Raw genomic sequence first — 25,563 nt, 5'->3', positions numbered from 1 at the left:
AACGCCGCCAGGCCGACGCGCAGCAGGTCGTGAGCAGGTTCTTGCCCGCTACTGAACGGAAGCGCCCCCTCTGATGCTCACGCTTTATCACGCCCCTGACCTGGAAACCCTTGGCGAGCTGGCCACCGCCCTGCTCGCCACGCCGATGCGTGAGCCCTTTGCGCCGGCGCTGGTGGTGGTGCCGAGTCAGGGCATGGGGCGCTGGCTGACCCTGGAGCTGGCGCGCAAGCAGGGCATTGCCATGCAGCTGGAGGTGCAGCTGCCGGCCAAGTTCGTCTGGGACCTCTCGCGCCTGTGCCTGGGGCAATTGCCGGAGCAGTCGGCGTTCAGCCCCAGCAGTTTGAGCTGGCGTTTGTATGACTGGCTGTGCGAGCCGGCCCATCTGGCTGAAGCGCCGCGCCTGGCACATTATCTGGATGGTGGCGATGAGCGCCGCAGGCTGTCATTGGCCGTGAAGATCGCCGACGTATTCGACCAATACCTGCTCTATCGCGACGACTGGCTGGCCGCCTGGGAGCGCAACGACTTGCTCGATCTCGGCCCGGATGAAGGCTGGCAGGCGCTGCTCTGGCGCGAGCTGACCAAAGACGGCCATCCACACCGCGCGCGTTTGCTGGAAGAGCTGCTCACCCGCCTGTATGACGCCACGCCCATCGCCGGGCTGCCCGAGCGCGTGCTGGTGTTTGGCATCAGCTCGCTGCCGCCGCACCATATGCGTGTGCTCGAAGGCCTGGCGCGGCATACCCAGGTGATTGTTTTCGCCCTCAACCCGTGCCGCGAAGCCTGGGGCGAGATTCGCGATATTCGTGAGTTGGCCAGGCAGCCTGAACTCAGTCCGGACGATTGGTATCTGGATGTCGGCCATCCGCTGCTGGCCAGCCTGGGCAAGCAGGGTCGCGATTTCTTCGACAGCCTGTTTAGCCTGGCCTCCAGCGAGGGCAGTCAGGAATTCGGCCTGTATTCCGAAGACGTTGACCTGCACGACGCCAGCCTTTTGCAGGCATTGCAGAACGACATCCTGCGCCTGCACACCCGCACCGCCGATGAGCGTTTGCTGCTGCGCGAAGACGACCGCTCGCTGGAGCTGCACGTCGCCCACTCGCCGCTGCGCGAGGTGGAAATCCTGCATGACCAGTTGCTCGCCCGCTTTGCCGCCGACCTCGCGCTGACGCCCGATCAGGTGGTGGTGCTGACCCCGGACATCGAGCGGTATGCGCCCTATATCGAAGCGGTGTTCGCCCCGCGTGAAGGTGTACCGCGCGTGCCGTTCAGCCTGGCCGACCGCAGCCTGCGCGCGGAAATCCCGCTGATCGAAGCCTTCCTCAACCTGCTGGCGCTGCCGGACAGCCGCTTTGCTGCCGAAGAAATTTTGGCCTGGCTGGAACAGCCGTCCATTGCCCGCCGTGTCGGCATTGAGGCGGAAGACCTGCCGCTGCTACGCGACTGGCTGCGCGACGCCGGCGTGCGCTGGGGCCGCGATGAAATGCACCGCGAGCAACTGGGCCTGCCGTCCGACGCAGCCTTTACCTGGCGACAAGGGCTGGACCGCCTGCTGCTGGGCTTTGCCGCGCCGCCGCAATTAGCAGGCCTTGCCGCACCGTTGCTGGGCGACAGTTGGCCGCTGGATGCGCTGGAAGGTGGCCGCGCACAACTGCTCGGGCGCTTGGCTGGTTTTGTCGAGCGTTTGGCCGCGTTGGCGCAGAGCCTGCAACGGCCGCGCGCACTGGGCGAATGGGCCGACTCCCTGCAAGGGCTGATCGATCAGCTGTTTGATGAACGCGAGGCCGGCGAGACCCTGTTGCTACTGTCCAAGGCCTGCGCCGCGCTCAAGGAGCAGGGCGCCGCTTCGGGGGTCGAGCGGCCGATTGAGCTGGCGCTGATCCGCCAGCAGCTGACCGCTGCTCTGGAGCAGGGCAGCGCCGCCTCTGGCTTTCTCACCGGCGCGGTGACCTTCTGCACCATGGTGCCGATGCGCAGCCTGCCGTTTCGTCTGGTCTGCCTGCTCGGTCTGGATGACGGTGCCTTGCCGCGCCGCACCCCGGCAGCAGGCTTTGACCTGATCGGCCAGAAACCCCGCCGTGGCGACCGCGCACGCCGTCTGGACGACCGTTACCTGCTGCTGGAAACCTTGCTCTCGGCCCGTGGCGGCCTATACCTGAGCTACGTCGGCCGCGACCCGCGCAGCAACGCCGAGCTGCCGCCTTCGGTGTTGGTCAGCGAATTGCTGGATGTGGTCGACCTCACGGCGGTAGATGGCAACGGCCCGGCCAGCGCAAGGGTTACTCACCACCATCCATTGCAACCCTTCGCGCCGGGTAACTTCGCCGGCAACCGCCATGCCGGCTTTGCCGCGCCCTGGTTCCACGCTGCGCAGCGTTTGAGTCAGGCGGTGCAAGCCCCCGCGCCCTTTGCCAGTCCGTTGGATAAGCCGGATCAAGACTGGCTGAGCATCGAACCCAGCCAGCTGATCCACTGCTTTAAACATCCAGCGCGCTACCTGCTGGAACAACGTCTCGGCCTGCGCCTAGCGCAGAGCGAGGAAACCCTGGCCGGCGACGAGCCGTTCAGCGTCGAGTGGACCCGCCAGCACGGCCTGCGCCAGCTGGCATTGCAGGCCGTCGAGAACGGTTGGAGCGAACGCCAGGAACGCGCCGTGGCCGCCGCGTCCGGCTGGCTGCCGGTGGGCGAGTTAGGCCAGGCGCATTGGGGGCAAATTCGCGGGCCAATCCGCGCCTTCGCCCCAACCCTGTTCGACGAACGCCCGGACGACGCGCCGCAACCGCTGTTGGTCGATATCGAGCTGGCGGGTGTGCGCATCCACGGCTGGCTGGATGGCGTGACCAGTGAGGGGTTGTTTGATTACCGCCTGCGTGATCTCGGCGCCTGGGAGCTGGCGCCGTTCTGGTTGCGCCATCTGCTGCTCAACTGCGCTGCCACGCCTGACATCAGCCGCGACAGCCGCCTGCTCTCACCAAAAAGCGAATGGCGTCTGGGCGCGTTGACCAATGCCCGTGAGCTGCTCTTACCCTGGCTCGAAGCCTACAAAAGCGCGCTGTGCGAGCCGCTGCCGCTGTTCGCCAAATGCAGCCACGGTTTCGCCCGCAAATGGCGCAACCCCGGGCGCAAGGAGCCGATTGACGCCGCCCGCAGCGAAGCGCGGGTGATGTGGCAAGGCAATGACTTTATGGCCGGCGAAGGCCAAGACCCCTGGAATGCCCTGGCCTTCCGCGACCGTGAAGCGCTGGATGAGCGCTTTGAGGTGTTGGCCGAACAACTCTACGGCCCAGCGCTGGACGCCCTGCAAGACAGTGACGAGGACGAAGCATGAGCAGCGCCAGCCTGAACCTGCTGCACGACAGCTTCACCGGCCGCTCGCTGATCGAAGCCAGCGCCGGCACCGGCAAAACCTGGACCCTGACCGCGCTGTACGCCCGTCTGTTGCTGGAGAAGCAGCTCAGCGTCAGCCAGATTCTGGTGGTGACCTTTACCACTGCCGCCACCGCCGAGCTGCGCGAGCGCATTCGTAAGCGCCTGGCCGAGTTGCTGGCGGTGTATGAACAGGGGCCGGGCGACGACGCCTTGCTCAATGAACTGCGCGCCCAGTACCCGGATGCCGCCAGCCACCGGCGTTTGCTGCTGGCGGTTCATGGCTTTGACGAAGCGGCGATCTTCACCATCCACGGATTCTGTCAGCGCGCCTTGCAGGACGCCGCGTTTGAAGCGGGTGGCGACTTTGACAACGAGCTGACCCACGACGACCGCGAAATTATCGACGCCCTGCTCGCCGACCTTTGGCGGCATGAACTGGCCAGCGCCGAGCCGGAATGGGCGGCGTTTCTGGTGCAGCAAAAAATCACCCCGCAGGTTCTGCGTCAGCGTTTGCGCAACCACTTGGGCAAACCCTACCTGCGCATCGAACCGCAACCCGGCACGCGCAGTGAGATGAGTGCCCTGCGCGCCGCGTGGCAGCAGGCGCAACGTCTTTGGCAGGGCGAAAGCGCCGGCTGGCTGGCGCAGCTCAAAGCCTTCGATGGCTTCAAGAGCAATATGTGCAACGCGGCCAAACTGGGCGTCTGGCAGGCCGAGCTAGACGGTTATTTCAGCGACGCCGCTGCGCTGTTCAGCAAGACCGAAGCGCATCGCCGCCTGGCCCGCGAAGGGCTGAACAAGGCCAGCAAGAAGGGCTGCGAAGCCCCCGCCAATCCGCTGGCCGCCGCGCTGCAGGAACTCTGCGATGCCCTCGATGCCGCGCAACCCGAAGCCGAGCAACGCCTGATTGATCTGCAAGTACGCCTAATCCACCAGCTCAACGAGCAACTGCCCGCACGCAAGGCGGCGCAACGCTTGCTGGCCTTCGATGACCTGCTCAACAAGCTGCAGCAAGCCTTGCAGAGCGAGGGCGGCGAGCAGCTGGCCAGCACCCTGCGCACGCAGTATCCGGTGGCGCTGATCGACGAGTTTCAGGACACCGACCCGGTGCAGTACCGGGTGTTTCACCGCATTTATCAGGATGCCGGCGATCTGTGTTTTGTGGGGGACCCTAAGCAGGCAATCTACGCCTTCCGGGGTGCCGACTTAGCCACGTATTTAAAAGCCCGCAGCGAAGCCGCGCGCCAGTACAGCCTGGCCACCAACCACCGCTCCACGCCCGAGCTGATCGCTGCGCTGAATCAGCTGTTCGACCGGCCTATGCCATTTGCCGAGAAGGGCTTGGCTTACCAGCAGGTCGGGGCCAGCACTAAGGCGCGGGCGCAACTGGTGTTGCCGCGTATTGAGGATGAAACCGACGCGCCGCTGGCGTTGGTCTGGCTGGATAACGACTATCTGGGCAAGGGTGAAGCGGGGGCGTTAGTTGCTCGCGACACCGCGCGGCGTATCGCAGCGGTGCTCAGCGCCAGCAGCCGTGGCGAGGCGTATTTTGAGCAAGACGGCACGCGTACCCCGCTTAAAGGCGGGGATATCGCCGTGCTGGTCGCCAGTCACCGTCAGGCTGGCGAAGTGGCCGCCGAGTTGGCCGCCCGTGGCGTGCCCAGCGTGCGCCGGGGCAAGGAGAACGTCTGGCACAGCGAGGAGGCCGATGAGCTGTCCGCCGTGCTCGCCGCCTACGCCGAACCGGGCCGCGAGGGTGCTTTGCGTTATGCCCTGGCCAGCCGTTTGCTGGGCCGTAGCGCCGCCGATCTGGCCGCCTGCAGCGAGGATGCCCAAGCCTGGGACCGCGAGCGCGAAGCCGCCGAGCGCTACCACCAACTCTGGCAGCAACAAGGCTTTATGCGCGCCTTCCGCGCCTGGCTGGATGAGCAACAGGTGGCCCAGCGGCTGCTGGCCCTGGTGGATGGCGAGCGCCGTCTGACCAACCTGCTGCACCTGGCCGAGCTGCTGCAAAGCGAAAGCCTGCAACGCCCCGGTCTGGAGCAATTGCTCGCTTGGTTCAACGCCCAACGCAGCGCCGAAGCTCACGGCGAAGACGCCTTGCTGCGTTTGGAAAGCGATGCCGAGCGCGTGCAGATCGTCACCATCCATACCTCTAAAGGCCTGGAATACCCGCTAGTGTTCTGCCCCTACCTGTGGGACGGCGCGCTGCTGCGCCAGCATGAAGACATCAGCTGCCACGCCGACGACGGCACGCCGTTGCTGGACCTAGGCAGCGAACAGCTCGACGTGCACCGCCAGCGCGCCCGCCACGAACGCTTCGCCGAAAAACTGCGCCTGACCTACGTTGCCCTGACCCGTGCGCGGGATCGCCTGTGGCTGCACTGGGGACCGGTGGACTGTAAGCCGAAAAAGGACGGCACCCTCGGCGACAGCGGACTGCACAGCAGCGCCTTGGCCTGGCTGCTGCACGGCCGCGAATTGCCGGGTGAAGATGCCCTGGCCGACCTGGCCGGCCACCTGCAAAGCCTCAGCCCGCAAGAACTGCGGGCCGAAATCGAGCTACTGGTCGCCAGCAGCCAGGGCCAGATGGCCATTCAACCCTTGCGTGACAGCGAGGCCAGCGCCGCCGGCGAGCAGCGCGCCCCAGCCCCGCAGCAACTCGCCACCCTGCAGCGCAGCCTACACAGCGCCTGGCGCATCGGCAGTTTCTCGGGCTTAGCCGCCGGAATGCATATGGAAGCGCCGGACCGCGACGGCCTGGTGCTGCCGGACGCCAGCGAGCCGGGCACTGGCTTCTTCGCCTTTCCCCGGGGCGCGCGGGCCGGTACCTGCCTGCACGCCATCCTCGAAGATTGGGCGCGCGGCAAAGGCGCACTGGCTGAGCTGATCGAGCCGGGGCTGAGCGGCCACGGCATCAGCAACGACTGGCAGGCCGTGGCGCTTGAGCATCTGCAACAAGTCATCGACACCAATCTGGACGGCCAGGGTCTGACCCTCGCCGATCTGAATCCGACGCGACGCTTGCCCGAACTGGGCTTTACCTTCCCTCTGGCGGGGCTGGATGTGCAACGCCTGCGCGCGATTCTCTGCGACCCGGCCCTTGGCCTGGCGGCACCGATGCGCGAGGCGGCGGCACGCCTTGAATTCGACAGCCTCAGGGGCTTTCTCAAGGGCTTTATCGACCTGACCTTCGAGCACGATGGGCGCTGGTACATCGCCGACTACAAGTCCAACTGGCTCGGCCCAGACGCCAGCTACTACGGCGGCGAACGCCTGCTGCAGGCCCTGGCTGCCGAGCATTACTACCTGCAATACCTGATCTACCTAGTGGCGCTGCGGCGCTTTCTGCGTCAGCGTCTGGATGACTTCCAGAATGAGCAGCTGGGCGGCGCGTATTACCTGTTTCTGCGCGGCATGCCGGATGCTGGCGTATATTTTTCGCGGCCCAGCGATGGGCTTTTGGATGCATTGGATAATCTGTTTGCGGAGGGCGCGTGATGCTTAACGATCTGCCCCTCGGCCCGCTGGAGCGCGCCCTGGTCGATAGCCTGCAGCGCCTCGATCCTGCGGCCTCACCCGTGGTGCTGGTTTCGGCCGCGCTGCTGTGCACGGCCCTGGATAAGGGTGATGTCTGCCTGCCGCTTGAGCGTCTAGCGGGGCAGCGACCCTGGCCCGAACAGGATTTCCGCCTGCCGGCGCTGGGCGACTGGCAGGCGCAGCTTGAAGCCTCGTCCCTGGTGGGCGGCGATGGCGATTTCGCCCCGCTGATTCTTGAGCACGGCCGCCTGTATCTGGCGCGCTACCAGGCCTACGAACGCCAGTTAGCCGAACAGTTGTTGCTGCGTGCGGCCGATCTACCTGCGGTGGATGAGGCGCAATTGAGCGAAAGCCTCGGCCGTCTATTCGCCTTTAACCAGCAACAACCTGACTGGCAGCGCCTGGCCGCCGCGCAAGCGGTGCGGCGCAAGCTGGCGGTGATTTCCGGCGGACCAGGCACCGGTAAAACCACTACCGTTGTGCGTCTGCTCGCCGCGTTATTAGAGCAACCTGGCTGCGAACATCCGGGCGGCGCTCCGCTGGCCATCGGCCTGGCCGCACCTACCGGTAAAGCCGCGGCGCGAATGGCCGAAGCGATCCGCAGTGCCAAAGCCGAATTGCCGGTCAGCGAGGCGATCAAAGCCGCCTTGCCGGATGAGGCGCGCACCCTGCATCGCCTGCTCGGCAGCGGGGGCGACAGCCCACAAGTGCGCCATCACGCGGCCAACCCGCTGGCGCTGGATGTGCTGGTGGTGGACGAAGCCTCGATGGTCGATCTGGCGCTGATGGCCAAACTGCTCGATGCCCTGCCGCCCACGGCGCGGCTGATCCTGCTCGGCGACAAGGACCAACTCTGCGCCGTGGAAGCCGGTGCGGTGTTTGCCGAACTCTGCGAGGGCCGTGGCTTTGATGCTCAGGCGGCGAGCGAACTGCAACGCATCACCGGCCAGCAGGTGCCGGTTAGCCAACCTAGCTCGCAGCTCGGCGACGCCGTGGTGCTGCTGACCCACAGCCACCGCTTTGCCGGCGACAGCGGCATCGGTGAGCTGGCGCGGCGCATTAACGGCGGCGATGTCAGCGGTACGCTGAACCTGCTCAAGGACGATCGCAGTGATCTGGCCTGGAATGCCCAGCCGACGCCCAACGAGCTGCTGGAACGTCTGGATCAGGGCTATTCGCCCTATATCAGCGCCGCCAAAAGCGCCGACCCAGCGGCAGCCTTCGCCGCGTTCAATACCTTCCGCGCGCTTTGCGCCCAGCGCGAAGGCGCCTGGGGTGTGGCCGGTATCAACGAAGCGCTGGAAGCGCGGATCAAACGCCGCAGTCAGGTCGCTAGCCGCGAGCGCTGGTACGTCGGCCGGCCGATCATGGTGCGACAGAACGACTACGCCCTCGGCCTATTCAATGGCGATATCGGCCTCTGCCTGCACACTGAGTACGGCCTGCGAGTGTTCTTTGAGGGTGAAGAAGGCTACCGCCCCTTCGCCCCGGCGCGCCTGCCCAGCCACGACAGCGCCTTCGCCATGACCGTGCACAAGAGCCAGGGCTCGGAATTCAGCGAAGTGCTGCTGGTGCTGCCCGAACAACCCAGCCCCCTGCTGACGCGCAGCCTGTTCTACACCGGCATCACCCGCGCCAAACACAAGGTGGAAATCTGGGGTTTGCCGGCGCGTTTAAGCGAAGCCGTGGCCACCCGCGCCGAGCGGGCGGCTGGTTTGGCTGAGCGGTTGGCCACAACGTCTTTAATAGCAACGCCGCAGCCATTCGCAGCAGACGGCTCCACTCAATTTTCGCTTTTCTAAGGACCGTATGAAGTATGTTTTTCTGACGATATGGGCTGTGCTTTTTTTGCCGTTGGGGGGTGTCGCCAGCCTTGGTCTGTGGAGAAGCCCCGGTAGCTATCAGAGTTATCTGCTTATTGCCGGCGTGGCCTATGCCGCGGTTTGTAGCTTCAAGTTGATTCAAGAAGGCTACCGTAGCAGAGCTTTATTTGGTTCCAGCAATGTGGGCTTCTGGTTATGCCTGCTGCTGTTGCCATTGTGTTTGCTGCCCTTATACGGTGCCTACGAAACCTGGTTGCAGGGTATTTATGTACCCAGCTCTTCAGGGCGTAAGACATACTTGAGTAGTTTGCTACTGGAGGGTTTGCAAGCTTTGGTTGGTCACTGGGGGCCGATCATCGCGTTGTTGGCATTTGGGCTGGGGATGATGTTTTTTCTGCTGGGCGTGATCCGTCAATACCGCCGCTGACGTTGCTGTAGGCTGCCGTGTAATCCGTCTGAACGCCTACACTGCGAAAGCAATTACTGAGTTTTGCGATCCGCCGCGGTGCTGACCGCTAAGGTTGAGGCGCAATGCGCATTCGAACACTTATCTGTTTGTTCTTAAGCCTGGCGCTCAGCACCAGCGTCCTGGCGGCGCCGTTGCGCCTAGTCACCGGCGATGACTACGCGCCCTTTACCGGTAAGGCGCTGCCTGCGGGTGGCATGCTGACGCAGTTGGTGCGTGCGGCGTTGCAGCGCAGCAGCATCGCCAGCAGCCTGGACTGGCAGCCCTGGAAGCGCGGTTACCTGAAAACCCTGCAAGGCGATTACGACGCCACATTCCCGTATGTCCGCACTGCGCAGCGTGAAGAGGTGTTTCTCTACTCGGAGCCGTTGTTTACCGCCGAGCAGTATATTTTTAGTCGGGCAGGTGAGGTGATCGAAGTCGATGATGTCCCCAGTATGCAAGGGTTGCGACTCTGCTACCCGCTGGGTTGGCAGCCGCCACCCATCATTCAGCAGTTGCTGGATGATGGGCAGTTACGCCGGCATTCCCCTACCGGATTGAATGAGTGCGCCCGTTTGTTGTTGATGGACCGCGATGATTTTTTTATCTCGGATCGACGCCTGGGCGAGACCGCGTTGCAATTGAGCGGTGTGCCTTTAGAACGCTTTCGTCGCTCCAACAGCGCCATCAACCGCAGCACCCTGCACCTGATCGTACCGCGCAGCCACCCGCAGGCGGCGGTGATCATCGCGCAGTTCAATCAGGGCTTGGCGCAGTTGCGCGCCAGTGGCGATTATCAGCGCATGCTTGAGCGCAACCTGCAGCAGAGTGAGGTCGCTGCGCCCTGAGTTAGCGCAGTGGCTTTATGGCCGGCCATCCCTGGCGGACACCCAGCTATTTCTTAAGTTTGGGGTTAGGAAAGAACTGCACTACCTGCACTTTGGGGTCGGCAACCTTGGGTTTCAGGGCGCTGATATTGACCCGTGTGGGCAGTTCACGCGGCACTGAGTTGCCGCGTTCGTCCAGGGTGTCGGCGTAGCCGCAGCCGATGCACTCGCGGTGCGGCACGCCGTCCACGTTCCACATCTGGATCTTGTCCATTTCGCTGCACGCCGGGCAGACCGCGCCGGCGATAAAGCGTTTTGCGCTGATATTCACAGGTGCATCTGTCATGCGGCCTCCTGGCTCAAACCAAGGTGGCGCAGCAGCGCGTCGATCGACGGCTCGCGGCCACGGAAATCCACAAACAGCACCATCGGTGCCTGCGAGCCGCCGCGCGCCAGGATGGCTTCACGGAAGGCTTGTCCAGTGGCGCTGTTGAATACGCCTTCTTCCTCAAACTTGGAGAAGGCATCGGCGCTCAGCACTTCGGCCCATTTGTAGCTGTAGTAACCGGCCGCGTAACCGCCGGCGAAGATGTGCGCAAAGCTATTGGGGAAGCGGTTGTAGGCGGGTGGACGCAGCACCGAGACTTCCTGGCGGATGCCTTCGAGCACGTCCAGCACGCTGCGACCGTCGCCGTGGGTGGCGTGCAGCTCGAAGTCGAACAGGCTGAACTCGATCTGCCGCACCATCATCAAGCCGGACTGGAAGTTCTTCGCCGCCAGCATCTTGTCCAGCAGGTCCTGCGGCAGCGGTTCGCCGCTTTCATAATGGCCGGAGATCAGCGCCAGGCCTTCCGGCTCCCAGCACCAGTTCTCCATAAACTGGCTCGGCAGCTCCACGGCATCCCAGGCCACGCCGTTGATGCCGGACGCGCCAGCGTGTTCAACGCGGGTCAACAAGTGATGCAGACCATGGCCGAATTCGTGGAACAGGGTGGTGACCTCATCGTGGGTGAGTAGCGCTGGCTTGTCGCCGACGGCAGGGGTGAAGTTACACACCAGATTGGCCACTGGGCTGATCAGCGTGCCATCGGCGGTGCGACGTTTGTCACGCGCGCCGTCCATCCACGCACCGCCGCGCTTGTTGGCGCGGGCGTAGAGGTCGAAGAAAAAACGCCCGACGTGCGCGCCGTTTTCGGTGATTTCAAACAGGCGCACATCTGGGTGCCAGGTGTCGAAGCCGGACAGTTCGTTGATCTGGATGCCGTAGAGTTTCTCGACGATGGCGAACAGACCGGTCAGCACCTTGTCGATGGGGAAGTAGGCACGCAGGATTTCCTGGGAAATGCTGTAGCGCTGCTCGCGCAGTTTCTCGCTGTAGTAGCCGACGTCCCAGCTTTGCAGCTCGTTGCAGCCCTGCTCACTGGCGAAGGCTTGCAGTTCGCGCAGGTCCTGTCCGGCAAATGGCTTGCCGCGAGTGCCCAGGTCGCGCAGGAAGTGCAGCACCTGATCGGTGGTTTCAGCCATTTTGCTGGCCAGGCTCAGCTCGGCATAGTTGCCGAAGCCCAGCAGTTTGGCCAGCTCCTGACGCAGGGCGAGGATTTCCTGCATCACCGGGCCATTGTCGTTCTGCCCGGCATTCGGCCCCTGGTCGGAGGCGCGGGTGCAGTAGGCGGCATACAGCTCTTCACGCAGGGCGCGGTCGTTGGCGTAGGTCATCACCGCAAAATAGCTGGGGAATTCCAGGCTGATCAGCCAGCCGTCCAGGCCCTTGGCCTCTGCGGCTTGCTTCATCTGCGCCTTGGCCGAATCGGTCAGGCCATCCAGAGCGGCCTCGTCGGTGACGTGCTTGGTCCAGGCCTGAGTGGCATCCAGCAGCTGGTTGGAGAACTTGCTGGCCAGTTCGGAGAGCTTCATCTGGATCTCGCCGTAGCGCTTCTGCTGCTCGGCCGGCAAGTCGATACCGGACAGGCGGAAATCGCGCAGGGCATGTTCGAGGATGGTCTTCTGCGCCACGTCGAAACCGGCTGCTGCGGGGCTGTTAGCCAGCGCTTGATAGGCCTGGAACAGCGGCTGGTTCTGGCCGATCTCGGTCCAGTATTCGGACAGCTTGGGCAGGCAGGCCTCATAGGCGGCGCGCAGTTCGACGCTGTTGCACACGGCGTTCAGGTGGCTGACCGGGCTCCAGGCGCGGCCCAGGCGCGCGCCCAGTTCGTCCAGGGCCAGCACCAGGCCGTCCCAGCTTGGGTCAGCGGCCTGTTGTTCCAGCAGACGGCTCATGGCGGCGCGGTTGTCGGCCAGAATCTGCTCGACGGCGGGCTCGACATGCTCCGGACGGATGGCGCTGTAGGGGGGCAGATCGAAGGCTTGCAGCAGCGGGTTAGTGGCAGTCACGACAGGTCACCTGTTACGAAATGGGTTTGCAGCTGTGACCCTGGCGGGCGCAAAAGGCTCCCAGGGGCAGGCTTGAATGGACAGCGGGCGCCATAAAGCAGCGCAGTTGTCCTGAACATGGGTGCCATCTTAATTACAATCAAGGCCAGACGCAGCTTAAGAGGTTTCTATCGTGGCGATTCGTACTTACCAGCAGTTCACCCCGCAGCTTGGCGAGCGGGTATTTGTCGATGCCTCGGCGGTGGTGCTGGGTGATGTGGAGATTGGCACCGACAGCTCGGTGTGGCCGCTGGTGGTGATCCGCGGCGACATGCACAGCATCCGCATCGGTGAGCGCAGCAGTGTGCAGGACGGCAGCGTGCTGCATATCACCCACGCCGGACCGTTCAATCCGGATGGCTTTCCGCTGAATATCGGCGACGAGGTGACCATTGGCCACAATGTCACTTTGCACGGTTGCAGCTTGGGTAACCGCATTCTGGTCGGCATGGGCAGCATCATCATGGACGGTGCCGTGGTGCAGGATGAGGTGGTGATCGGTGCCGGCTCCCTGGTGCCGCCGGGCAAAGTGTTGGAAAGCGGTTACCTGTACGTCGGCAGCCCGGTGAAACAGGCGCGGCCACTGACAGACAAGGAGCGCAGTTACTTCGGCTACAGCGCGGCCAACTACGTGCGGCTAAAGGACCAGCATCTGCTGGAAGGTTATGCCGGCTGATGAGCGAACCCGTGATGCACTACCAGAACATCCTGTTTGACCTCGACGGCACCCTGACCGATCCGCGTGAGGGGATTACCCGCTCGGTGCAGCATGCGCTGGCCAAGTTGGGCATTGAGGAGCCTGACTTACAGGCGCTGGAGCACTTTATCGGCCCACCGCTGCTGCAGTGTTTTATGCAGACCTACCAGTTCGACGAGGCCACCGCCTGGCAGGCGGTGAACCATTACCGCGAGCGCTTCCGCGAGGTCGGGTTGTATGAAAACCAGCTATTCGACGGCGTGGGCGAACTGTTGCAGCTGCTGCAGAACCAGCAGCGCACGCTGTATGTCGCCACCAGCAAACCGACGGTGTTTGCCGAGCAAATTGCTAAGCACTTTGGTTTCGCGAAGCACTTCAAGGTGATCTACGGCAGCGAACTGGACGGCACGCGTACCGACAAGGTTGAGCTGATCGCCCACCTGCTGGAAAAAGAACAATTGCCGGTGCAGAGCACACTGATGATCGGGGATCGTAAGCACGACCTGATCGGCGCGCGACGCAATGGCCTGGATGCGGCCGCGGTGGGTTATGGCTTTGGCAGCTTGGCCGAATTGCAGGCCGAAGCGCCGACCTATCACTTCCACAGCCTGACCGAGTTGCACCAGGCGTTTGTGCGGTAAGTGTCGTATGCGGGCTGCCTGGATCAGGCAGCCCGCATACGAGGATTAGCCGTTTTTCTGGTAGATGATCTTCTTGGTGCCGCCGTCGCAGCTGCCGACCACCATATTGGGGTCTTGGGCGTCTTCGTTGGGCACGATTTCCAGGGTGTAGCTGGCAACGCCGGCGGCCTGGATTTTCACTTCGATCTCCGCACGCAGCTCTTCGCAGGGCTTGGGTGCGGCCAACACGCTGGTGCTGAGTAGGCCAAGCAGCACGGCTAGGGTGAATTTGTTCATTGCATCGCTCCTTTTGCGTGAACAGAAACTACTGATGTTGGAGTGGGAACTCGGTACGTAAGTTCTAAGAGCCCGCAGATAAGTCCATCAGCGCCTGATGCCGTTCGCGTTCGGGCAACTCGCCCAAGGCGGCGACACGCTGATAAAAGCGCGGCCAATCGCGCTCAACGTGTTCAAACAGCGCGGCGAAGGCCGGCACCCATTGATCATAGAGGCCAAACGGCAGCAGCTTGGCGTTGTTTATCGGCGCGTTGATCCAGTCGTCGTAACGCCCGCTACCGCCCCACTCGCGTTTGCTGAGTGCATGGTATTCGGCGCGCAGGCGGGCGATCTCGGCCTGCTTGCCACTGCGCATCTGCGCGGGCGGCAGGTCGCTGGCATAAAGCTGCTGCAGGCGAGCTCGGCTGGCCAGCACCAGGGCGATAAATTGCTCGCGCTGCTGTTCGCCCTGCGGATCGTTAGGCGGCAGCCCCTGTTTGATGCGCCATTGGCTTAGGCCTTCACGCTCGACAAAGCTGGCGAAGGATTCGTTGAACGCGGTGTCGTTGGCCACATACAGCTGCTGGTGCGCCAGTTCGTGGAAGATCACCGCCACCAGGCGCTCATCGCTCCAGCGCAGCATGGTGTTGAGAATCGGGTCATCGAACCAGCCGAGGGTGGAATAGGCCTCGACGCCGCCCAGGTAGGTGTCCAGGCCCTGCTGTTTCAGCAGAGCTGCCGCGCCGCGCGCGCGGCCTTGGCTGTAGAAGCCGCGATAGGCCACGCAACCGGCGATGGGAAAACAATGCAGCTCGGGCGATAGGGAAAATTCCGGGGTGGCAAACACATTCCACACCACAAACGGCCGCTGAATATCGGCGTACAGGCGGTAGCTGTCATTGTCGGGCAGGCTCAGCTGGGCGCTGGCGAAATCCCGCGCCTGCTGAGCCAGGGCCAGGCGTTGCTTGAGTTCGGGGTCGGCAGTCGGGTTCTCCAGCAACTCGGCAATCGGCTCGCGCGCCTGCAGCAGGTGCAGTTGCCCGCCGGCCAGGTGGCTGTAGTAGTCCAGGGTGCTACAGCCGTTCAGCAGCAGCGCAGCGGCCAGCGGAACCCAGCGCCAGAGCAGAACGTCGAACATGGATCAGTACCCGTGAGTAAACAGGCTGTCACGCTAGCGCATCGGCGCTGCTGCCTCCAGCACGGGATCGGCGTAGGCTAACGGTTGTTGCGATTTATGGAGGTGTCCCATGCGTTACCTGGCTTTGCTTGGCGGTATGCTGGTGCTCAGCGCTTGCGCCTCTCCCGTGCCTGCGCCTGATCCGAGCCAAGCCTGGGTGGACCTGCGCAGTAATGCCGGCACCCTGCTGATGGCCGATCGCCTTGATGGCCAGCGCCTCAACGATGGTCGTTACTTTCAGGTGCCTGCTGGTGCTCATGAGCTGCAGGCGCGCTTTCAGTTCGAGGTGAATGGCGGCGGTGGCCTGGATGGGGCCTATGAGCCGCGTCAGGTGACCTGTGAAATTCGCGTGCGGCATGACAATTTCGTGGCCGGCCAACGCTACCGGCTGGAAGCCAGGCCCATGCAGATGAAGGCGCAGGCCTGGCTGTATGACGAGCAACGCAACGTGCTGGCGCGCGGTAAGGTTTTGCGCTGCGGTACCTTCTGATCAGCTGTCGAGCACCGCTTCTAGGGTGATCTCTGCGTTCAGCACCTTGGACACTGGACAGCCGTTCTTGGCGGTTTCTACGGCTTTCTCGAAGGCCGCGCGGTCGGCGCCGGGGATGCGCGCCTTGAGCGTCAGATGCACGGCGGTGATGGAAAAACCGCCGTCGGCTTTGTCCAATGTGATTTCCGCTTGTGTGTCGATACTCTCAGCGGTCATTCCGGCTTCGCCCAGCTCCTTTGACAGCGCCATGGAAAAGCAGCCGGCGTGAGCGGCGCCCAGCAGTTCCTCCGGGTTGGTGCCCGGCTGATCTTCGAAGCGGGTGTTGAAGCCATAGGGCGCGCTTTTCAGGGCGCCGCTCTGGGTCGAGATCGTACCTTTGCCGTCCTTGATGCCACCTTGCCAGTGGGCTGATGCTGTCTTCTTCATCCGAGTTCTCCAGTGCATGGGTTACCAGGTTGAGAGCAGGCTGAGGTGGCACAAGTTCGAAAAAAAAGTCCCGCCAGTCGGTTAACGCAGTTGCGCGACCAGCTCGAATGCATGCAGTCGGTCGGCAAAGTCGTACAGGTCGCAGGTGAAAATCAGTTCATCGGCACCGGTCTGTTCCAGTAGCACTTCCAGGCGTGCGCGCACCTTCTCCGGGCCGCCGATCATCGCCATGCCGAGGAAGCTGCTCACTGCTTCTTTTTCATGCGGCAACCACAAGCCCTGCATGCTGGTAACGGGCGGTCTCTGCACCAGACTCTGGCCACGAATCAGCGCGAGGATGCGCTGGTAGGCCGAGGTGGCCAGGTATTCAGCCTGTTCATCTGTGTCGGCAGTGATCAGCGGTACGCCGAGCATTACATAGGGTTTGTCGAGCACCTCAGAGGGCTTGAAGTGATTGCGGTAGACGCGAATCGCCTCATGCATATAGCGCGGCGCGAAGTGCGAGGCGAAGGCGTAAGGCAGGCCCCTCTCACCAGCCAGCTGGGCGCTGAACAGGCTGGAGCCGAGCAGCCAGATTGGCACATTGGTGTCGCTGCCAGGCATGGCGATCACCCGCTGATCCGGCGTGCGCGGCCCAAGGTAGCGCTGCAGCTCTGCAACATCCGCTGGGAAGTCATCGGCGTTGCCAATCCGGTCGCGGCGCAGCGCCTGGGCGGTGAAGTGATCGGCCCCCGGCGCGCGACCCAGGCCCAGCTCGATGCGGCCGGGATAGAGCGTGGCCAGGGTGCCAAACTGCTCGGCGATCACCAGCGGTGCATGGTTTGGCAGCATTACCCCGCCGGAGCCCAGGCGAATCTTCGACGTGCCAGCTGCCAGGTAGCCGAGCAGCACGGCGGTGGCTGAACTGGCGATGCCATCCATATTGTGGTGTTCGGCCACCCAGAAACGCTCGAAGCCCAGGCGCTCGACATGCTGCGCCAGCGCCAGGGAATTGTGCAGGGCCTGGGCGGCGTTGCCGTCATCGCGAATCGGGGCGAGGTCCAGGGTGGAGAATTTGCTCTGTGCGAGTGCGCTCATCGGGCTGCCTGTGGGTTATCCGTGCGTTCGGGCGCCACAAAGCGCCAATACCTTAGTTAGATAGTGGGGCTTTTTCTGCAGATTCCAAGGGACAAGGTGCGTGGGGTGGATGGATCTGCGGCCATGTGTGGCATGACCGCATGCGTATAGACTCAGCTATTGCTCAGGCGGAAGCCGATTTTCAGGGTGACCTGGTAATGGCCGACCTTGCCATCCACGATGTGCCCGCGGGTTTCCACCACCTCGAACCAGTCCATGTTGCGTACCGACTTGGCGCATTCGGCCAGGGCATTTTCGATGGCATCTTCGATGCTGACTTTCGAGGAACCGACGATTTCGATTTTCTTGTAGGTGTGATGATCGGACATTGCAGCTCTCCCAGGTGGTTGAACGGGTGGGTCATCTAATTGAGTCCCACCGCTGAACGCTAAAGTTCAGATTAGTCGCACTTGGTCTGCCCGTTTGCCGGTGACGCCTGCTAACGCTCCAGTTCCTTGCGCAGCCACTGCGCCAAGCGTTCGGCGCGGTTATCGCGGCTGCGTATTGGCACCCAAAGCGCCAAGCGTGCGCTGGTTTCGACAAAGCCCCAAGGCGCGACCAGACGACCGGCGGTCAGATCATCGGCGACCAGTTGCTGTGGTGCGATGGCCACGCCGAGGCCTGCGGCGGCGGCTTCCAGCAAGTAATAAAGATGCTCGAAACCCTGGCCGAGCTTCAGCGTGCTGGAATCCAGCCCGTTACTGGCGGCCCAGCTGGGCCAGGCTTGCGGCCGCGAGCTGGTGTGCAGCAAGGGCTCGCCGAGCAGGGCGGCGGCGGCAGCCTGATGCAGTGCCGCGAACTGCGCATAACGCGGGCTGAGCACCGGGCCGATGCGCTCGGCGGCCAGCTCGAACACCTGCATATCCGCCGGCCACGGCGGTTCGGCGAACCACAGTGTGGCGTCCACCCCGCTGCGGCGCGGGTCCAGGTCACCTTCGCTGGCGGACAGCTGCAGGCGCAGTTCTGGCAGCTCGCGGTTGAGCCGGTCCAGGCGCGGAATAAACCAGCGCGCCAACAGGCTGCCCGGGCAGGCCAGCACAAACGGCGCATCGGCTTGCCCCTGCTGCAGTTCGGCGCAGGTGCTGCGCAGGCGGTTGAACAGTTCGGCGCTGACATCGCGCAGACGAATGCCCGAATCTGTGAGTTTAAGGCCACGACCTTCCTTGCTGAACAAGGCCACGCCCAGGTGCTCTTCCAGGCTGCGCACTTGCCGGCTGACTGCGCCATGAGTGACGTTCAGTTCGTTAGCCGCCTGGCTGACGCTGTTCAATCGGGCAGCGGCTTCGAAGGCGCGCAAGGCATTAAGTGGCGGAAGGTCTTGGCTCATCTGTGAGTTTTCCTAACAGGTTGCGGCAATCTTATCGCTTTTGCCGCGCACGCCACAGCTTTATCCTGTGTCCATTGCCGTAGAAGCAGGCCGATGGCCTGCCAAACGCGCCCGAATTTTCTGAGGAGAACGCCATGACTTCCTTCCGCGCTGGTCCTGATGCCAACGGCCTGTTCGGCTCGTTCGGCGGCCAATATGTTGCCGAAACCCTAATGCCGCTGATCCACGACCTGGCCGATGAGTACGAGAAAGCCAAGCTCGACCCCGAGTTCCAGAAGGAGCTGGCCTACTTCCAGCGTGATTTCGTCGGCCGTCCGAGCCCGCTGTATTTCGCCGAGCGCCTGACCGAGATGTGCGGTGGTGCGAAGATCTACTTCAAGCGTGAAGAGCTGAACCACACCGGCGCGCACAAGATCAACAACTGCATCGGCCAGGTGCTGTTGGCCAAGCGCATGGGCAAAAAACGCATCATCGCCGAGACCGGCGCCGGCATGCACGGCGTTGCCACTGCCACCGTCGCAGCACGGTTTGGCATGGAGTGCGTGATCTTCATGGGCAGCACCGACATCCATCGGCAAAACGCCAACGTACTGCGTATGAAGCTGATGGGCGCCACCGTGGTGCCTGTAGTCGCCGGTACTGGCACCTTGAAAGATGCGATGAACGAAGCCCTGCGTGACTGGGTGACCAACGTCGACACCACCTTCTACATGATCGGCACCGTGGCCGGCCCGCACCCGTACCCGGCGATGGTCCGCGATTTCCAGGCAGTCATCGGCAAGGAAACCCGCGACCAGATGCTCGCCCAGGAAGGTCGCCTGCCGGACAGCCTGATCGCTTGCATTGGCGGTGGCTCCAACGCCATTGGCCTGTTCCACCCCTTCCTCGATGACAAAGACGTGAAGATCATCGGCGTGGAAGCAGCTGGCCATGGCATCGAAACCGGCAAACACGCGGCCAGCCTCAACGGCGGCGTACCGGGCGTGCTGCACGGCAACCGTACCTTCCTGCTGCAGAGTGACGATGGCCAGATCATCGACGCACACTCGATTTCCGCCGGCCTCGATTACCCCGGCATCGGCCCGGAACACGCCTGGTTGCATGAAGTCGGCCGCGTCGAGTACACCTCGGTGACCGACACTGAAGCCCTCGAAGCCTTCCACATTTGCTGCCGCCAGGAGGGCATTATCCCGGCCCTGGAAACCGCTCACGCCCTGGCTGAAGTGTTCAAGCGCGCGCCGAACCTGCCCAAGGATCACCTGATGGTGATTAACCTCTCCGGCCGCGGCGACAAGGACATGCAAACCATCGTGCACCACATGGAACAACAGGAGAAGCACGCATGAGCCGCCTGCAAAGCCGCTTTGCCGAGCTGAAACAACAGAACCGCGCGGCCCTGGTGACCTTCGTCACCGGTGGAGACCCGAACTACGACACCTCGCTGGCCATCCTCAAGGGTCTGCCTGCCGCCGGCGCGGATGTGATTGAGCTGGGTATGCCCTTCACCGATCCAATGGCCGATGGTCCGGCGATCCAACTGGCCAATATTCGCGCCTTGGACAACGGTCAGGACCTGGCGAAAACTCTGCAGATGGTTCGTGAGTTCCGCGAAGGCGAGCAGGTGACCCCGCTGGTGCTGATGGGCTACTTCAACCCAATCCACAAATACGGCGTGGCGCGCTTTATTGCCGAAGCCAAAGACGCCGGCGTCGATGGCTTGATCGTGGTCGACCTGCCGCCCGAGCATAACGCTGACCTGTGCGACCCAGCGCAGGCGGCGGGCCTGGACTTTATCCGTCTGACCACACCGACCACCGACGACAAACGCCTGCCGAAAGTGCTGAACGGCAGCTCGGGCTTTGTCTACTACGTATCGGTTGCCGGTGTGACCGGTGCCGGCTCGGCCACTCTGGACCACGTTGAGCAAGCGGTCACCCGCCTGCGTCGCCACACTGACCTGCCGCTGTGCATCGGTTTTGGCATCCGCACCCCGGAGCATGCGGCGACCATCGCACGTCTGGCCGAAGGCGTGGTGGTCGGTTCGGCATTGATCGACCAGATCGCCAATGCCAGCAGCGACGAGCTGGCTGTAGACGGTGTGCTGAGCCTGTGTGCGGCGTTGGCTGAAGGGGTGCGCGGCGCGCGCGCCTGAGTCCTGGGGTGGGCGGAGCTCCTAGCGGACGCTCCACCCATCCACCGCTGCATCGGTGGATGAAAAAAGCGTTATCCACCCTATTTACCCTGATCTACCTCGTATGGCTCCCGCTATGCGGGAGGTCATTCGCAGCATTTCTTGCCATGAAAAGCGTTGCCGGATTTTATCCGGGCTATGGGTTCGGTGTAGGGTAGGCGGCGAAATGTCATCTGCCCTATTTCCTTGCTCCGAGTCCCGCCATGTCACGCTCCCCTGTAGCTCGCAAACCCCGCGCCAGTAGCCAGAGCCGCATCGCCGGCATCCTTGCCGCTGCCCGTGAGTTGCTGGCCGAGCAGGGTGTGGTCAGCCTGTCGATCTACAGCGTGGCTGAGCGCGCGCAGATTCCGCCGTCTTCGGTGTACCACTTCTTCGCCAGTGTGCCCGCCTTACTGGAAGGGCTGACGGCAGACATTCACAGCGCGTTTCGCGCCTGCCTGCAGGAACCGATTGAACATGCGCAACTGCGCGACTGGCGTGACCTGTCGCGTTTAGTGGAGCAGCGCATGCTGGCGATCTATGCCGCCGATGCCGCCGCGCGCCAGTTGATTTTGGCGCAGCACGGCCTGGCGGAAGTGACCCAGGCGGATCGTCAGCACGATATCGAGCTGGGCCAGTTGATGCAGCAGTTGTTCGATCACCACTTCCCGCTGCCGCAGCTGCCACAAGATGTTGATGTGTTCGCCCTGGCCATGGAGCTGGGCGACCGCGTCTATGCCCGCTCGGTGCAACTGCACGGCGCCATCACCCCGCGCATGGCTGAGGAAGGCATACGGGTGTTCGATGCCTATCTCAGTCTCTATCTGCCACCCCATCTACCAAAAAGGGCGCTGTAAGCGCCCTTTTCAATTTCCACCACAGCTCGTTCAGAGCGCCTTTTCAAACACCTGCGAGTTGCGCTGGTAGTTGTACAGCGAGGCGCGCGCAGCCGGCAGACGGTCGACACTGCTGGGCATAAAGCCGCGTTCGCGGAACCAATGCGCGGTGCGCGTGGTGAGTACGAACAGGGTCTTCAGGCCCTGGGCGCGGGCGCGTTCTTCGATGCGTTCGAGCAATTCATCACCGCGTCCGCCATGGCGGTAGGCCGGGTTGACCGCCAGGCACGCCAGCTCGCCGAAATCCGAGTCGGCAATCTGGTACAGCGCGGCGCAGGCGATGATCAGCCCTTCACGTTCGACGATGCTGAACTGCTCGATCTCACGCTCCAGTACCTCGCGTGAGCGGCGCACCAGAATGCCTTGGTCTTCCAGCGGGGTGATCAGCTCCATCAGGCCGCCAACATCTTCGATGGTCGCTTCGCGCAGCGATTCAAACTGCTCCTGCGCCACCAGAGTGCCGTTGCCGGTGCGGGTGAACAGTTCGCTAAGCAGCGCACCGTCTTCGGCATAGCTGACGATATGGCTGCGGCGTACCCCGGCCTTGCAAGCTTCGGCGGCGGCATCCAGCAGTTCAGCCTGGTAGCTGCTGCCCAGGCGCAGCAAGTGCGCGGGTACCTGCTGCGGGCGCAGTTCGCGCACCAGCTTGCCAGCTTCGTCGAGCAGGCCGCACTCGGCGCCGAACAGCAGCAGCTTGTCGGCGTCCAGGTCGATGGCGGCGCGGGTGGCGACGTCTTCGCAGGCGAGGTTGAAGATCTCACCGGTAGGCGAGTAACCCAGTGGCGACAGCAGCACGATGCTGCGCTCATCCAGCTGGCGATTGATGCCTTTGCGGTCGATGCGACGCACTTCGCCGGTATGGTGATAGTCGACGCCATCGACCACGCCAATCGGCCGCGCAGTGACGAAGTTGCCGCTGGTAATGCGCAGGCGCGAGCCCTGCATCGGCGAGCGCGCCATGTCCATCGATAGGCGGGCTTCGATGGCGATGCGCAGCTGGCCGACGGCATCGATCACGCATTCCAGGGTCGGGCTGTCGGTGATCCGCAGGTCACGGTGAAAGCGTGGAGTGAGGCCGTTGTTGGCCAGGCGTGCCTCGATCTGCGGGCGTGAGCCGTGCACCAGTACCAGGCGTACGCCGAGGCTGTGCAGCAGCACCAGGTCGTGGACGATATTGCCGAAATTCGGGTGGGCAACACCCTCGCCCGGCAGCATCACCACAAAGGTGCAGTCACGGTGGGCATTGATATAGGGCGAAGCGTGGCGGAGCCAGTTGACGTGGTCGTGCATTGCTTGAAGAACCTGTGTCGAATACGGAACGCATGGGAGGGGCGCAAGGTCGCGCCAGGCGGCAGCCGAGAGCAGCGGTTTTATCGTCGCAGTTGGGGCAGCTTCACGCGTTCTCTCCTCCGGATGACTCAGGTTGTTTGGTTTGCAGGCAGTAGTGTTCGATCAGCTGTTGCAGCAGACGCACAGTAGGCTGCAAACGTGACATTTCCAGGTACTCGCCAGGCTGGTGGGCGCAGTCGATATCGCCAGGGCCGAGTACCAGGGTTTCGCAGCCAAGCTGCTGAAGATAAGGCGCTTCGGTGGCAAATGCCACCGCTGTGGCGCTGTGTCCGGTCAGACGCTCGGCAATGCGCACCAGCTCACTGTCGGCGTTTTGCTCGAAGGGCGGCACGCTGGGAAACAGCGGGGCGAAATCGATCTTCACCTGATGCTGCTCAGCTAACGGTTGCAGCTTCTGGCGGATCGCCGCGCGCAGGGCTTCTGGCTGCATGCCCGGCAGCGGGCGCAGGTCGAATTCCAGCGAGCATTGGCCGCAGATGCGGTTGGGGTTGTCGCCGCCGTGGATGCAGCCGAAGTTCAGGGTCGGCGTGGGCACGCTGAATTGTGGATTGTTGTACTCGCGCTGCCACTGCGCACGCAGGCCGCGCAGCTCGATCATCACGTCCTGCATGGCTTCCAGGGCGCTGTGGCCGAGGCTCGGGTCGGAAGAGTGGCCGCTTTGCCCAAGAATATCGATGCGCTCCATCATAATGCCCTTGTGCAGGCGGATGGGCTTGAGGCCGGTCGGCTCGCCGATCACTGCCGCACGGCCCAGCGGCTGTCCGGCTTGTGCCAGGGCTCGGGCCCCGGACATCGAGCTTTCTTCATCGCAGGTGGCAAGAATCAGCAGCGGTTGCTGGAAACGCTGCTCCAGCAGCGGTTGTACGGCTTCGATGATCAGGGCGAAAAAGCCCTTCATATCGCAACTGCCGAGGCCCACCCAGCGGCTATCGACTTCGGTGAGCTTGAGCGGGTCGGTCTGCCACAGCGCGGCGTCGAACGGCACGGTGTCGCTGTGCCCGGCCAGCACCAGGCCGCCTGGACCAGAGCCGTAGCTGGCAAGCAGATTGAATTTGCCGTGGGCGACTTGCTGCACATCGCAGGCGAAACCGAGGTCGCCGAGCCAGCTTGCTAGCAGCTCAATAACGGCGCGGTTGGACTGGTCCCAATGCGCCTGGGTACAGCTCACCGATGGCGCGGCGATCAGGGCGGCGAATTGGTCTTTGAAAGAAGGCAGGGGCATCGGTCATCTCCGCAAGCGAGACCCATCATAGGGCCATCGCCTGCGCAGATAAAACCGTGCAGCGGGTGTTTAGAGGAAAACGCCGCGCAGGATGTAGAAGAACAGAATCGACAGCGCAGCACCCACGGGCAGGGTGATCAGCCAGGACATAAAGATCTTGCCAATCACGCCAAGGTTCAGCGCGCCAATGCCGCGCGCCAGGCCGACACCGAGTACCGCGCCGACCAGGGTGTGGGTAGTGGACACCGGCAGGCCGATGGCCGAGGCGCCAACCACGGTGGTGGCGGTGGCCAGTTCAGCGGCAAAACCACGGCTTGGGGTCAGCTCGGTGATTTCCTTGCCGATGGTCGCGATCACCTTGTAGCCGTAGGTGGCTAGGCCAATGACGATACCCACGGCGCCGAGCAGCAATACCCAGCCGGGTACGGCCGATTTGGCGCCAACGGCCATTTCGCCACCGGACTGGATCACCCCGACAATGGCCGCCAGTGGGCCTACGGCGTTGGCTACGTCGTTGGAGCCGTGGGCGAAGGCCATGGCGCATGCGGTGAAGATCATCAGCACGGCGAAGACTTTCTCCACGCTGGCGTAGTGGAAGTCTTTGTCTGCTTCGACATCGATCTTGATCCGGCTAAGCAGGACGATGCCCAGCAGCATGATCAGGCCACCGACACCGAGCGACAGGAAGAAGCCCTCGGTCGTGGAGAGGTCCAGGCCAATGTGCTTGAGGCCTTTGGTCAGGGTCATGATGCTGACCATGAAGCCGGTGGCAAACATGTACAGCGGCACGAAGCGTTTGGCGTTGAGGAAGGGGTTATCGGTGTCGATAATCAGCTTCTGTACGCTGACGAACAGGCCAAAGGCGACGATACCCGACAGCACTGGGGACACCACCCAGCTGGCGACGATGGGACCCACGCCGTCCCAGTGCACCGCGTCCATGGACACACCAACGGCTGCGAAGCCGATGACTGCGCCGACGATGGAGTGAGTGGTCGACACCGGCCAGCCCTTGGTCGACGCCACCAGCAGCCAGGTGCCGGCCGCCAGCAGGGCCGACATCATGCCCAGCACCATCAGGTCCGGGCTGATCATCGACGCATCGACAATGCCGCTCTTGATGGTTTCGGTCACTTCGCCACCGGCCAGATAGGCACCGGCGAACTCGAAGACCATGGCGATCAGGATCGCCTGTTTGATGGTCAGGGCTTTAGAGCCGACCGAAGTACCCATGGCGTTGGCCACGTCGTTGGCGCCCACACCCCAGGCCATGAAAAAACCAAAGAGACAGGCAAGCAGCAGCAATACGAGGCCGTAGTCCGCAATCAGAGACATAAATAATTAATCCGTAGATTCCAG

22 protein-coding genes are annotated in these 25,563 nt (G+C 63.1%); 11 read left to right on the top strand and 11 right to left on the bottom strand.

Annotated elements, in window-relative coordinates; all coding sequences use genetic code 11:
• Positions 1–73: 73 nt before the first annotated feature.
• The 5 genes from recC to HBN63_RS15770 all read left to right on the top strand — a co-directional run bounded on the left by recC (position 74) and on the right by HBN63_RS15770 (position 10,028).
• Entirely contained in the window at positions 74–3,328 is a 3,255-nt protein-coding gene (gene recC, locus HBN63_RS15790) for an exodeoxyribonuclease V subunit gamma (protein ID WP_170050096.1), read from the top strand.
• The gene (recB, locus tag HBN63_RS15785) at positions 3,325–6,870 is read left to right on the top strand and encodes an exodeoxyribonuclease V subunit beta (RefSeq protein ID WP_170050095.1); all 3,546 of its coding nucleotides are present in this window, start codon (positions 3,325–3,327) and stop codon (positions 6,868–6,870) included. Before recC ends, recB begins: the two co-directional genes overlap by 4 nt.
• Positions 6,867–8,711: an exodeoxyribonuclease V subunit alpha gene (recD, locus tag HBN63_RS15780; protein WP_170050094.1), complete on the top strand. Its 1,845-nt coding sequence runs from the start codon at positions 6,867–6,869 to the stop codon at positions 8,709–8,711. Before recB ends, recD begins: the two co-directional genes overlap by 4 nt.
• Positions 8,712–8,718: 7 nt before the next feature.
• A complete protein-coding gene (locus tag HBN63_RS15775; protein ID WP_170050093.1) occupies positions 8,719–9,159 on the top strand; it encodes a hypothetical protein in 441 nt (146 codons plus the stop codon).
• 104 nt (positions 9,160–9,263) lie between these two features.
• Positions 9,264–10,028 carry a transporter substrate-binding domain-containing protein gene (locus HBN63_RS15770; RefSeq protein ID WP_170050092.1) on the top strand — a complete coding sequence of 255 codons (765 nt, stop codon included), beginning with the start codon at positions 9,264–9,266 and terminating at the stop codon, positions 10,026–10,028.
• 46 nt (positions 10,029–10,074) lie between these two features.
• On the opposite strand, the gene HBN63_RS15765 is transcribed toward HBN63_RS15770, so the two are convergent.
• Positions 10,075–10,353: a YheV family putative zinc ribbon protein gene (locus HBN63_RS15765; protein ID WP_090254479.1), complete on the bottom strand. Its 279-nt coding sequence runs from the start codon at positions 10,351–10,353 to the stop codon at positions 10,075–10,077.
• Positions 10,350–12,398: an oligopeptidase A gene (gene prlC / locus HBN63_RS15760; RefSeq protein WP_170050091.1), complete on the bottom strand. Its 2,049-nt coding sequence runs from the start codon at positions 12,396–12,398 to the stop codon at positions 10,350–10,352. Before prlC ends, HBN63_RS15765 begins: the two co-directional genes overlap by 4 nt.
• 172 nt (positions 12,399–12,570) lie before the next feature.
• Between prlC and HBN63_RS15755 the strand changes: the two genes are divergently transcribed.
• Together HBN63_RS15755 and HBN63_RS15750 are read left to right on the top strand one after the other, a co-directional pair.
• Positions 12,571–13,113, top strand: a complete 543-nt coding sequence (locus HBN63_RS15755; protein ID WP_170050090.1) for a gamma carbonic anhydrase family protein — start codon at positions 12,571–12,573, stop codon at positions 13,111–13,113.
• A 14-nt stretch (positions 13,114–13,127) separates the two neighbouring features.
• Complete coding sequence (locus HBN63_RS15750) at positions 13,128–13,775, top strand: HAD family hydrolase (protein WP_170050148.1); 648 nt, start codon at positions 13,128–13,130, stop codon at positions 13,773–13,775.
• 45 nt (positions 13,776–13,820) lie between these two features.
• Here HBN63_RS15750 and HBN63_RS15745 read toward each other — a convergent pair whose 3' ends face one another.
• Both HBN63_RS15745 and HBN63_RS15740 read right to left on the bottom strand, forming a co-directional pair.
• Entirely contained in the window at positions 13,821–14,051 is a 231-nt protein-coding gene (locus HBN63_RS15745; protein ID WP_090254486.1) for a DUF1161 domain-containing protein, read from the bottom strand.
• A 64-nt stretch (positions 14,052–14,115) separates the two neighbouring features.
• The gene (locus HBN63_RS15740; RefSeq protein ID WP_170050089.1) at positions 14,116–15,168 is read right to left on the bottom strand and encodes an aminopeptidase; all 1,053 of its coding nucleotides are present in this window, start codon (positions 15,166–15,168) and stop codon (positions 14,116–14,118) included.
• Positions 15,169–15,277: 109 nt separating this feature from the next.
• Here HBN63_RS15740 and HBN63_RS15735 point away from each other — a divergent pair, with 109 nt between their 5' ends.
• Positions 15,278–15,697, top strand: coding sequence for a hypothetical protein (locus HBN63_RS15735; RefSeq protein WP_170050088.1), 420 nt, complete (start codon positions 15,278–15,280; stop codon positions 15,695–15,697).
• On the opposite strand, the gene HBN63_RS15730 is transcribed toward HBN63_RS15735, so the two are convergent.
• From HBN63_RS15730 to HBN63_RS15715, 4 genes are all read right to left on the bottom strand, one after another.
• On the bottom strand, positions 15,698–16,123 hold the full coding sequence (locus HBN63_RS15730; RefSeq protein ID WP_170050087.1) for an OsmC family protein: 426 nt from the start codon (positions 16,121–16,123) through the stop codon (positions 15,698–15,700). It abuts the gene before it with no gap.
• An 81-nt stretch (positions 16,124–16,204) separates the two neighbouring features.
• Complete coding sequence (locus HBN63_RS15725; RefSeq protein WP_170050086.1) at positions 16,205–17,200, bottom strand: LLM class flavin-dependent oxidoreductase; 996 nt, start codon at positions 17,198–17,200, stop codon at positions 16,205–16,207.
• A gap of 152 nt (positions 17,201–17,352) precedes the next feature.
• Entirely contained in the window at positions 17,353–17,568 is a 216-nt protein-coding gene (locus tag HBN63_RS15720; protein ID WP_090254497.1) for a dodecin, read from the bottom strand.
• A 110-nt stretch (positions 17,569–17,678) separates the two neighbouring features.
• Positions 17,679–18,566, bottom strand: a complete 888-nt coding sequence (locus HBN63_RS15715) for a LysR family transcriptional regulator (RefSeq protein WP_170050085.1) — start codon at positions 18,564–18,566, stop codon at positions 17,679–17,681.
• Positions 18,567–18,700: 134 nt separating this feature from the next.
• Between HBN63_RS15715 and trpB the strand changes: the two genes are divergently transcribed.
• The 3 genes from trpB (at position 18,701) to HBN63_RS15700 (ending at position 21,593) form a co-directional block, all read left to right on the top strand.
• Complete coding sequence (gene trpB, locus HBN63_RS15710; RefSeq protein WP_170050084.1) at positions 18,701–19,912, top strand: tryptophan synthase subunit beta; 1,212 nt, start codon at positions 18,701–18,703, stop codon at positions 19,910–19,912.
• Positions 19,909–20,718: a tryptophan synthase subunit alpha gene (gene trpA / locus HBN63_RS15705; RefSeq protein WP_170050083.1), complete on the top strand. Its 810-nt coding sequence runs from the start codon at positions 19,909–19,911 to the stop codon at positions 20,716–20,718. The genes trpB and trpA overlap by 4 nt, the downstream gene beginning before the upstream one ends.
• Positions 20,719–20,960: 242 nt before the next feature.
• Positions 20,961–21,593, top strand: a complete 633-nt coding sequence (locus HBN63_RS15700) for a TetR/AcrR family transcriptional regulator (RefSeq protein WP_170050082.1) — start codon at positions 20,961–20,963, stop codon at positions 21,591–21,593.
• 30 nt (positions 21,594–21,623) lie between these two features.
• Here HBN63_RS15700 and argA read toward each other — a convergent pair whose 3' ends face one another.
• The 3 genes from argA to HBN63_RS15685 all read right to left on the bottom strand — a co-directional run bounded on the left by argA (position 21,624) and on the right by HBN63_RS15685 (position 25,539).
• Positions 21,624–22,922 (bottom strand): amino-acid N-acetyltransferase, encoded by a 1,299-nt coding sequence (gene argA, locus HBN63_RS15695; protein WP_090254507.1) that lies wholly within the window; start codon positions 22,920–22,922, stop codon positions 21,624–21,626.
• 103 nt (positions 22,923–23,025) lie between these two features.
• Positions 23,026–24,204, bottom strand: coding sequence for an acetylornithine deacetylase (argE, locus tag HBN63_RS15690; protein ID WP_170050081.1), 1,179 nt, complete (start codon positions 24,202–24,204; stop codon positions 23,026–23,028).
• A 69-nt stretch (positions 24,205–24,273) separates the two neighbouring features.
• Entirely contained in the window at positions 24,274–25,539 is a 1,266-nt protein-coding gene (locus HBN63_RS15685; protein ID WP_160086599.1) for an inorganic phosphate transporter, read from the bottom strand.
• Positions 25,540–25,563: the final 24 nt, after the last annotated feature.

Source organism: Pseudomonas sp. WS 5011 (genome assembly GCF_012985775.1).
Lineage (GTDB): Bacteria > Pseudomonadota > Gammaproteobacteria > Pseudomonadales > Pseudomonadaceae > Aquipseudomonas > Aquipseudomonas peli.
Note: the sequence above shows the minus strand (reverse complement) of the source record. Positions and strands in the feature narration are given on the sequence as shown.